This is a genomic window from Actinomyces sp. MRS3W (genome assembly GCF_032465695.1).
In the GTDB taxonomy this organism is placed as follows: Bacteria; Actinomycetota; Actinomycetes; order Actinomycetales; family Actinomycetaceae; genus Actinomyces.
Genome location: NZ_JAWDJJ010000225.1, coordinates 1 through 8,830, shown reverse-complemented (window position 1 = coordinate 8,830; position 8,830 = coordinate 1). Strand labels below are relative to the sequence as shown.

The 8,830-nt window shown below is 68.4% G+C and carries 8 protein-coding genes; 3 read left to right on the top strand and 5 right to left on the bottom strand.

What is annotated here, in order from left to right; translation table 11 throughout:
• Positions 1-26: 26 nt before the first annotated feature.
• On the bottom strand, positions 27-1,169 hold the full coding sequence (locus RWX45_RS08650; RefSeq protein WP_316023326.1) for a hypothetical protein: 1,143 nt from the start codon (positions 1,167-1,169) through the stop codon (positions 27-29).
• A 286-nt stretch (positions 1,170-1,455) separates the two neighbouring features.
• Here RWX45_RS08650 and RWX45_RS08645 point away from each other — a divergent pair, with 286 nt between their 5' ends.
• Positions 1,456-2,751 (top strand): LCP family protein, encoded by a 1,296-nt coding sequence (locus RWX45_RS08645; protein WP_316023325.1) that lies wholly within the window; start codon positions 1,456-1,458, stop codon positions 2,749-2,751.
• 110 nt (positions 2,752-2,861) lie between these two features.
• On the opposite strand, the gene RWX45_RS08640 is transcribed toward RWX45_RS08645, so the two are convergent.
• The 4 genes from RWX45_RS08640 to RWX45_RS08625 all read right to left on the bottom strand — a co-directional run bounded on the left by RWX45_RS08640 (position 2,862) and on the right by RWX45_RS08625 (position 6,383).
• Positions 2,862-4,526 (bottom strand): polysaccharide biosynthesis tyrosine autokinase, encoded by a 1,665-nt coding sequence (locus RWX45_RS08640; RefSeq protein ID WP_316023324.1) that lies wholly within the window; start codon positions 4,524-4,526, stop codon positions 2,862-2,864.
• Between the two features lie 71 nt (positions 4,527-4,597).
• The gene (locus tag RWX45_RS08635) at positions 4,598-5,239 is read right to left on the bottom strand and encodes a hypothetical protein (protein WP_316023323.1); all 642 of its coding nucleotides are present in this window, start codon (positions 5,237-5,239) and stop codon (positions 4,598-4,600) included.
• On the bottom strand, positions 5,236-5,517 hold the full coding sequence (locus tag RWX45_RS08630) for a PqqD family peptide modification chaperone (protein WP_316023322.1): 282 nt from the start codon (positions 5,515-5,517) through the stop codon (positions 5,236-5,238). Before RWX45_RS08630 ends, RWX45_RS08635 begins: the two co-directional genes overlap by 4 nt.
• The gene (locus RWX45_RS08625) at positions 5,514-6,383 is read right to left on the bottom strand and encodes a nucleotidyltransferase family protein (RefSeq protein ID WP_316023321.1); all 870 of its coding nucleotides are present in this window, start codon (positions 6,381-6,383) and stop codon (positions 5,514-5,516) included. The genes RWX45_RS08630 and RWX45_RS08625 overlap by 4 nt, the downstream gene beginning before the upstream one ends.
• A gap of 250 nt (positions 6,384-6,633) precedes the next feature.
• Between RWX45_RS08625 and RWX45_RS08620 the strand changes: the two genes are divergently transcribed.
• Positions 6,634-8,451 (top strand): ABC transporter ATP-binding protein, encoded by a 1,818-nt coding sequence (locus tag RWX45_RS08620; protein WP_316023320.1) that lies wholly within the window; start codon positions 6,634-6,636, stop codon positions 8,449-8,451.
• Positions 8,448-8,830 (top strand): glycosyltransferase family 2 protein (locus RWX45_RS08615; RefSeq protein WP_316023319.1); only part of this gene is annotated, 383 nt, incomplete at its 3' end. The genes RWX45_RS08620 and RWX45_RS08615, both read left to right, overlap by 4 nt.

The following is an 8,830-nucleotide window of genomic DNA, read 5'->3' as shown; positions in this document are numbered from 1 at the left end:
CCACAACGCCTTCACCCTAAACGGGGTCACCGGTCCTCTCCAGGCACTGCCGGTACCCGCCTGCCTGCGATCGACCCGGGGCGCAGGATGCGGTGTTGGAGCAGCGACGCGAGCGTTTGTCGCATCAGCGCGGGGGAGTCCGGGTGCTCTCCCAGTGCCCGGCTCACGGCGTCGTGAATCTCGCGCAGCGGGCGCGGCCGGTCGCACGCCAACCATGCGGCCGCGCCGGCCCCGCCTAAGACGTTCACCTGGCGGCCACTGAGCAGGGCCACCATCCCCTCCGATTCGACGGCGTCGGTCCACGGCGCCCGGGCGAGCACGTCCTCATCGTGGAGTGCCGGACCCTGCGCATCTGCGGTCCCGTCGTCTCCGCGCGCGCCGGGAGACGCCTCCGCGTCCCGCACCCCGCCGGGATGATGCCGCCAGGTGGACCGGGCATGGTCATCCACGCCTTGTGCCGCACCGCCCGCACAGGCCACGGCAGCTTCAACGTCGCCTGCTGCTAGGGCCGCCAGCACCTCTCCGCACTCGGCCTGGTCGCTGAAGCGGAGCCGCCACGGGCCTCCGGACAGAGACAGCACCTCGGCCAGGACGCGCAGCGGGGCGGCCAGGTCATACAGGGAGGAGGACTGCGGCACCACCTCACCGATGGCTTCGGCGAGCCCGAGTGGTTCCAGGCTCATGCCTTCCTCCACGCGCTCGGCGATGACGACGGCGCCCAGGGTCACCGGATCACCGTCAGCGCCGACCGCAGTCAAGCCGAGCTCACCCGGGTCACGGTCGAGCTTGCGACCGCCGCGGCCAACAAGCGAGAGGGGCTTGGGATAGGGGCGTACGCGCAGGCTCCCCGGCTCGACGCCGAGCGTCTCATCGGTGAGGTAGTCGAAGCTGTCCGCAAGGCGCTGGCAGAAGGTCGTCTTGCCCGTGCCCGAAGCCGCCACGATCCCGACGGCGCGTCGTCCTCTGTGCCCGTCTCGCCGCGGCACCAGGCCCGCCGCGTGAAGCATGAGCAGCTCCCCGGCGCCGAGGCCGATGGCGATGCGGGTGAGCCGTTGGGAGATGGCGTAGCCGTCGGCGATGGCGGCAGGGGTAAGGATGAGATCCTCCGCACCCGCACTGCCCGTCGGCTTCGGGCCGTCCCCCGCCGTCGGGCCACCCGCGGCTGTCATTTCGCTCGACCTGGCCCGGGGTCCGGAGAGGATCCGGACCGTGCGTTCAACAGGAGAGGTCGCGTTCCCGGGGCCTGCCGTGCAGGCCCGCCAGGCCCGTGCCAGCTCCCGTGACTGATCGTCGGTCAGTTCGTCCGTGTGTAACGAAACCGCGTGGCCAAGCAGCGACAGGAGCACGATGTGTACCTCAGCGGTTCCTCTGAGTGAACGATGGAGCAGCGGCGATGATACCGTGCAGGTCCGGCAATCGCGGGTAATCCGCAGTCTGACACCGCAGGAGGAGCCCATGACCCGTCCGCCCGCCCCGTCCGCGGAGCAACCCGGGGATGCCAAGGAGCTGACCGCGGCTGCCAGCGCGCCCACGGCGGACGCATCGAATGACCTCGCGGGTCCCTCCGTGACTCAGGATTTCCTCCATGGCCTCGGCCCCGTCACGGGCCTGTTCGGGGACGACGACGCCTCCGCAGGCGAGGAGCAGACGCACCACCACAGGCGCGGGGGCGGCAGGCGACGCCGGCACCGTCACCGCAGTTGGTTCCGTCGTCACAAGGCGGCAACTGTGCTGTTGGCGATCCTCCTCGTCGCCGTCCTCGCCGTAGCGGGCGTGGCCCTGTGGCTGCGCGCGGCCCTGGGCTCGCTCAACTCAATCGCGGATCCCTTCGCCGGCCTGCCCTCCCGTGCCCCGTATGCCTCGACGACGCAGGCGGAGGACCCGGTCACCTTCCTCGTGCTGGGTTCGGATTCCCGCATCGACACCGACGACCCCTCCCAGTGGGAGGTGGGCGCGCAGCGCACCGACACGATCATGCTCGTCCAGGTCAGCGGCGACCGGCAGAACGTCAACGTCATGTCGATTCCCCGCGACTCGTGGGTGACGATCCCCGCTAATGACGTCGTCGACCACGATTCCTCGGCGAAGCTCAACGCCGCCTATTCCTGGGGCGGCCCCACCCTGCTCATTGAAACCATCGAGTCGTCCATCGGCATTCACATCGACCATTTCGCAGTGGCGAACTTCGAGTCCTTCACCGCGCTGACGGACGAGCTGGGTGGGGTGGAGATCACCCTCACCCAACCGTTGGATCTCACCGGCGCGCAGGCTGCGGCGTCCTCCCAGAGTGTGCTCGAACCGGGCACGCATACCCTCACCGGCGAGCAAGCGCTCATCTACGCCCGCGAGCGCTACACCCTCCCCAACGGGGACTTCGACCGAATTAAGCGCCAGCAGAACTGGATGCGGGCGATCCTCGCCAAGGCAATCAGCGCGGACACCTTCACCAGCCCCACCAAGCTATCCGGTCTCATCTCCACCATCCAGGACGCCGTGGCCACCGATGAGGGGTTCACGACGGCGGAGATGACCCGCCTGGGCCTGTCGCTGTCCGCGGTGCGCTCCGGCGATGTCGCCTTTTTCCAGGCGCCGGTGACGGGTACGAGTACAAGCGAGGACGGCCAGTCGATTGTGCTGCTGGATGTGCCCGCTCTCGCCGAGGTCACCGCCGCTTTCCAGACCGACTCGCTGACGGACTACGTGGCCGAGCACGAGGACAGCCTCAATATGCTCGGCACCGAGGTGAACTGAGCAGAGTGCCTCCCGGGCCGACGGTTGGCCCCCGCTTCTCGCTCCGCAGCCGGCCGCAGCGGTGGCGGCACGGTTGTGCCGTGGGTTCCGCGCGCGGTTGCGGCGAGGATTCAGTGGCGGCGCCGACTGCGCCGTGTGGGCGCCGGATTCTCACCGCTCGCCCCGGATGCCGTCGTCGCGGCGGAAACGCTGACCGCGGTGGGCGGGGCAGGCGCTTCGGTCGTCGTCGTTTGACCGGCCTGGCTGTGTGCCGATTCCGCGGCGGAGGTTGAGCGCCGGGCGGAACCGGAGCGGGGCGATTCGTCAACGACGATATCCCCCATGCTCGGGCGGCTGCGGCGCTTACCGGGCAGGGGGATGATCCCCAGGAGCTTCCTGCGCTCGGTCTGCTGGTAGTAGCCCTGGCCGTAGCCGCCGTAACCGTAGCCGTAGTACACGGACCCGAGGGCGCGCCGCGAGGCCCGGTTGAGGACGACGCCCAGGAGCCTGCCATCCACCTGCGCCAAGACCTTGCCGCACAAGCGCGCCTGTTCCTTGTAAGTGCCGCCCACCGCGAGCACGAGGATGGCGCCGTCCGCCAGCCCGGTGAGGAGACCGGCGTCGGTGACCGGCAGCAGCGGCGGGGCGTCGAGGATGACGGTCGCTTCCTCGGTGAGTCGGTCCAGCAGCGCCTTCATGCGCTGGGAGCCCAGCAGCTCGGAGGGGTTCGGGGGGATGCGGCCAGCGGGAATGACACGCAGGTGCGGCTGGTCGGGGATGGCCCGGGCGACGTCAGCGATGGACACGTCGCCGGCGAGCACCTGGGTGAGGCCGACCGCGCCGTCGACCCCGAAGATCTTGTGGACGACCGGCTTGCGCAGGTCGGCGTCCACCAGGATGGTGCGCTGGCCGGAGGCGGCGAGCATCTGCGCGAGGACCGCGGAGATGGTGGACTTGCCCTCGCCGGCGTTGGCGGAGGTCATGACGATGGCACGGGGCGGATTATCAACGTCGAGGAAGCGCAGGTTGGTGCGCAGGTGGCGCAGCGCCTCCGCGGCGTCTCCGAGCCCGTCAACTTGACGGCGCCCCTTCTCGTTGAGCTCGTTGGAGCGGGGGACGACGGCGAGTACGGAAGAGCCCAGGAGTTCCTCGACGTCGGAGTTGTGGCGCACCTTGTTGTCCAGCGCGCGGCGCAGGAAGGCGATGGCGTAGCCGAGGACAAGCCCGCCAGCGAGCCCGGCCAGGACGAGTTTGCGCACGTCCGGGGAAATGGGCGAGGTGGGCAGCGCGGCCTGTTCGAGGGCGACGAGGGTGGTGGACGTGGGCGCCGTCGAGTCCTCTGTGCCGGTGCCGGAGTCGGTCTGGGTGGTGGAGCCGGCCGACAGGGACTCCAGGGAGGCAATCTCCTCCCCTAGGGCAACGACCGCAGCATTGGCGATGTCGCGGGCTCGGGCCGGGTCGGAGGACGTGGCGGTGATCCAGATGATGGGGGTGGCAGCGTCCGGGGTCCCGCTCAGAGAGCCGCCGAGGCCGTCCAGGCCGAGGCTCGTGGAGACGCGTTCGGCGACGGGCTGGGAGGCGGTCAGGGAGGCAAAGGCGTTGGCCTTCTGCTGGGCTATCGAGTTGGAGGTGAAGGCATCCGTGCCGCCGACGACGACGAGGGCGCTCGTGGTTGCCGAGTAGGTCTTCGGCTGGAGCTGGGCGTAGCCAAAGCCCAGGAATCCGCCAAGGAGCGTACACAGGACAATGACAACGAGGTTGACCCGCGTCACGCGTACAAAATCCTGAATGGTCACGGCTGTCGCTCTTCCGTCCTTCTTGATTGGGGTCGTCGTGGGACCGGTCCGGGCCCACGGTAGCAAGGGGATTACGTGGCCCGCAGCAGCGGGAGCAGGTGGGTCAGGGCGGCGTCGATGCGGTCCGCACTGTCCCGGGCGGCCGCCGCGGACCGCCGAAACGGGTCGGGGACGTCGTTTTGGGAGGTGGCGGCCGGGGCGTTAGCGGCCAGGGCGGCCGCTAATGCGTCGGGGCTGTCTGCTTCCGCGGCGGTGAGTCGCTGCGCCGCGTCGGCGGCCTGCGCCAGGGTGAGGACCCGGGCGCGGGCCTGCGGGTAGTCATCGAGAATGCGGCTGCGGTGCGCCGTCTCCATGGTCAGGACCAACCCGGCGCGGGCCAGCATCCGAGCGGTCAGCGGGCGGGAGCGGAAGGCGTCGATCTCCTCGGGGTTAACGCCGCGCTCCACCGCGAGGGCGGCCATGCGCGCATCCATGCGGCGGCCGGCCAGTCCCGGAACCCCGGCGGAGGCAACCGCCCAGGCCGCGTCCTGGCCGAGGAGCTGACGCAGTCTGAGCTCGGCGTAGGAGCTGCGTGAGATGTTGGCGGTGCAGATGAACAGCAGTCGCGGGGCGCCGCCGTGCCGGACCGTGCCGGACCGGTGGCCTTCTCTGTCTGGGATGGCGGCGTCGAACAGGGGCGCGCTCCCGAATCCCAACGGGCGGGGACGGGTCATGGCCGGACCTCCAGAAGTCCGGCATTGACGAGTTCGGTGAGGAAGGCGTCGACGTCAGCCGTGATCTGCTCCGGCTTGGTTCCGACGGCGGCCGCAACTCCGGCGGCGACGGCGGCGGCGGTGGTGCCGGTGTCGGGGTCGGTGGCGGCAAGCCAGATGCGGGCGGCGGAGCCCTGGAGGACGACCGGTGGACCATCGGGCAGGGGCGCGACATAGACGACGGGCTGTGCGCCGTCGACCCGGAGGTGAGCCAGGCGAGCAGGAACGGCGTAGCTCATGGGCGCCTCCGTCCGGTCAGCTCAACGAGGGCTTCACGGATACGGCCGAAGAATTCGGCGATGATCTCTGCACGGGTGGGGCGCCGCCCCACCCGCATGGCAAGGTGGTCGGTGTTGACCAGGAGGGAACGGGCGAGAATCCGCGCCTTGGCGGCGGGGCCGGGGGCCGCCTTGAGGCGTGCCCGCCACTCGTCCAGGCGGCTGGCGTCGCGGGAGGAGAAGACAACCCACAGGTCGTGGGAGGGGTCATCACGGTAGGCGTCAAGCTCTCCGAGGGCGGCGGCGAGCCCCACCTGAGCGCCGAGCTGGCGGGCGAGGAGCCGAATGTTTCGGCGGTCGGCCTCCGTGACCGCGGTCCAAGCGCGCCGGTAGTCGGGGTCTTGGTGGCCTGCGCCATTGCGGGCTACGTGCAGTAGGAGCAGGAGACGTTGCGCGACCAGGTCGGGCACAGGACAGGACACGCCGGCGATGAGGCGCCTTCCCCGGTCTCGCCATAGGACGGCGAAAGCGTCCCCGCGGGTGAGGCCGGGGAAGGTGCGGTGGACGTCCGTGTATCCCCAGGCGGGGTGATAGAAGGTGGCGGCGTGCTCGAAGGCGCTGCCGGTGGCGAAGGACGTGACGTGCTGCCAGCCGTGGGCGGTGAGCACATCCAGGTAGCGGGCCACATGGTCGGGGCGCACCAGCACGTCGGCGTCGGTGGAGCTATGCAGGGGCCGACCGATAGAGGGGTCAACCGCGGGTCCCTTGATGTGGAGGAGATCGACGCCGGCGTCTGCGGCCAGAGTCTGCAGGGCGGCGTGGGCGAGCTGCACCCGCACGCCCACGGGCACCTCGGCCTGGGGGGTAGCGCTGGGCGGCGAGTTCATGGGGGTCATGCTAGGCGGCTGCCCCCACTTCGCGATCGTCCTGCGCACCGTGATTTCGGCACCAAGTACAGGCAATGACATCCTCGAGGCCGTAGAGGCACAGGCACGGTGGACCGTATCCGGATTATCTCCGACGATCCTCCGTGGGCGGTTGTGACGTCGATTCCCGGCGGTCGGAGCCCGCATGCTCACTAGCGCAGCTACGCTACTGCCCCAGCCGCACCGTGATCACGAGAGGAATCCAGCCGCAATGTCCCCTTTGTCCCGCTACCGCCACTACCTCGGCGTACTCTTCGACCGAGGCCAAAGGTGGCGACTCACCGTGGCGGTACTTGGCAACATCGTCATCGCCCTCATGGATACCGCCTCCGTGCTGCTCATCGCTCCTCTCGTCCTGGCGATGAGCAATGACTGGGACACCGGCACGGCAGGCATCATTGCCGACCATCTCGGCATCACCACGCAGAACGAGCTCGTGCTCGTTCTCCTGTGCGTGGTAGTTGGCGGATTCGTTCTCAAGGATCTACTCACCATCGCCTACACGTGGTGGTCAACCACCTTCACCGCCGCTATCCGCTCCGAGGCGCAGATCGAAATGTCCGAGTACTACATGCGCCTGCCTTATCACCTCCATGCACACCTGGGACTTGCCGTCATCCTGCGCAAGACCTCCACGTCCGTCGTCCAGGCGTACACCACTTTCGCAGGCGGGATACTCTCGCTGCTGACACAAGTGTTTTCCGTCGCCTGCATTGGTACGGCTCTCATCATCGCCACCCCGGCCGTCTCCCTGAGCCTCGTTGTATTCATCGGACTCTCCGGCTGGATCTACCTGCGCGTGGTCAAGCCCATTAATGCACGCATTTCCGTGCAGTCTCTCGTCGCGGCGGAGCAGAGCTATAACACGACTTTTGACGCGTTCGGGGCGATCAAGGAGACACAGCTGCGCAGCTCCTACCCCTACTTCCTGGGCGCAATTGCCACGCCGGTACGCCACGCGGCCCAGCTGCAACGTACCTCGACCTTCCTGGGCACCCTGCCCAAGCAGCTGATGGAAATCCTGTTCATGGTGGGGCTGGCGCTTTCCTTCCTCTTCGCATCCCTGACCGGTAACGCCAACAACATCCTCCCTTCCCTGGCGGTACTCGTCGCCGGAGCCTTCCGGCTCCTGCCCGCGATCTCCGGCATGTTGGGTTCTCTCACTAGTATCCGGCACGGGGAAGCCGGTACCCGCGAATTCGTCGCGGACAAGCTTGCCGCTCGCGCTTCCAACCTGTTGCGAGTCGACGACGCCGCCGTCGCCGGCCCGAATCTGCCGCTTACCCGCGAGTTGAGGGTTGAGGATGTCCGCTTCCGCTACAACCCCGATACCCCGGAGGTCCTCAAAGGCGTTTCCTTGACGATCAAGGCCGGAAGCACCGTCGCCTTCGTCGGTTCATCCGGCGCCGGCAAATCCACGCTCCTCGACGTCGTCATGGGGCTCCAGACCCCCACCAGCGGTCGCCTTCTGGTAGACGGCACCGATGTCGCCACCCGCTTGAACGGCTGGCAGCGCAACATTGGAGTCGTCCCCCAGGAAGTCTTTCTCACCGATCGCACCATCGCCGAAAATGTTGCCTTCGACACCGCCAAGGAGGACATCGACGAGGCTCTGGTCCGCGATGTCCTCCGCCAAGCCGACATTCTCGACTTCGTGGAATCTCAGCCCGAAGGAATCTGGTCATCTTTCGGCGAGCGCGGGCGCAGGCTATCTGGTGGGCAACGTCAACGCATTGGCATCGCCCGCGCCTTGTACCGGCGTCCTTCCGTCCTCATTCTCGATGAAGCCACCTCGGCCCTCGACAATGAGACGGAGGCCCGCATTGCCGAGACGATCGCCGCCCTCCACGGGCGAATCACCGTCATCATTGTCGCCCACCGTTTGTCCACTGTGCGTGAGGCAGACATGATCGCCTTCCTGACCGACGGCGTCGTCGAAGCCACCGGTACTTTCACCCAGCTCCAGGAGCGCAGCGATGGCTTCCGCCGCCTCGTGGAATTGGCCTCACTTGAGGAGCACAGCGCATGAGTCGTCCTCCAGCCGCCCCCACGGTCAGCGTCATCATTCCCTTCTACGGGGACCCCGCACCCGCGCTCACGCTCGTGGCCGCCCTGCGCAGCCAGAAGCCGCGGCATCTGCACGAGATCATCGTCAGTGACGACTGCTCCCCCACGCCCTTTCCCGAAACCCCGGGGGTCACCATCGTGCGGCGCCGCAGCAACGGGGGCTTCGCCCAGGCTGTGAACTCGGGCGCCAACGCAGCCACCGGCGACCTGCTCCTCGTCCTCAACTCCGACCTCGAGCTCGTTCCCGGTTTCGTCGACCGACTGGTCGCCGGCGCGCGGCCCTGGCTGCCGGCCCTCGTCTCCTGCCCCCTGGTCTCCCCCGACGGCACTCCCGCCTGGCC

What these genes read in the sequence shown, in the direction of transcription:
- RWX45_RS08625 (WP_316023321.1), bottom strand. Translation starts at nt 6,383, where the DNA reads ATGAACTCGCCGCCCAGCGCTACCCCCCAGGCCGAGGTGCCCGTGGGC.
- RWX45_RS08650 (WP_316023326.1), bottom strand. Translation starts at nt 1,169, where the DNA reads ATGACAGCCGCGGGTGGCCCGACGGCGGGGGACGGCCCGAAGCCGACG.
- RWX45_RS08635 (WP_316023323.1), bottom strand. Translation starts at nt 5,239, where the DNA reads ATGACCCGTCCCCGCCCGTTGGGATTCGGGAGCGCGCCCCTGTTCGAC.
- RWX45_RS08620 (WP_316023320.1), top strand. Translation starts at nt 6,634, where the DNA reads ATGTCCCCTTTGTCCCGCTACCGCCACTACCTCGGCGTACTCTTCGAC.
- RWX45_RS08645 (WP_316023325.1), top strand. Translation starts at nt 1,456, where the DNA reads ATGACCCGTCCGCCCGCCCCGTCCGCGGAGCAACCCGGGGATGCCAAG.
- RWX45_RS08630 (WP_316023322.1), bottom strand. Translation starts at nt 5,517, where the DNA reads ATGAGCTACGCCGTTCCTGCTCGCCTGGCTCACCTCCGGGTCGACGGC.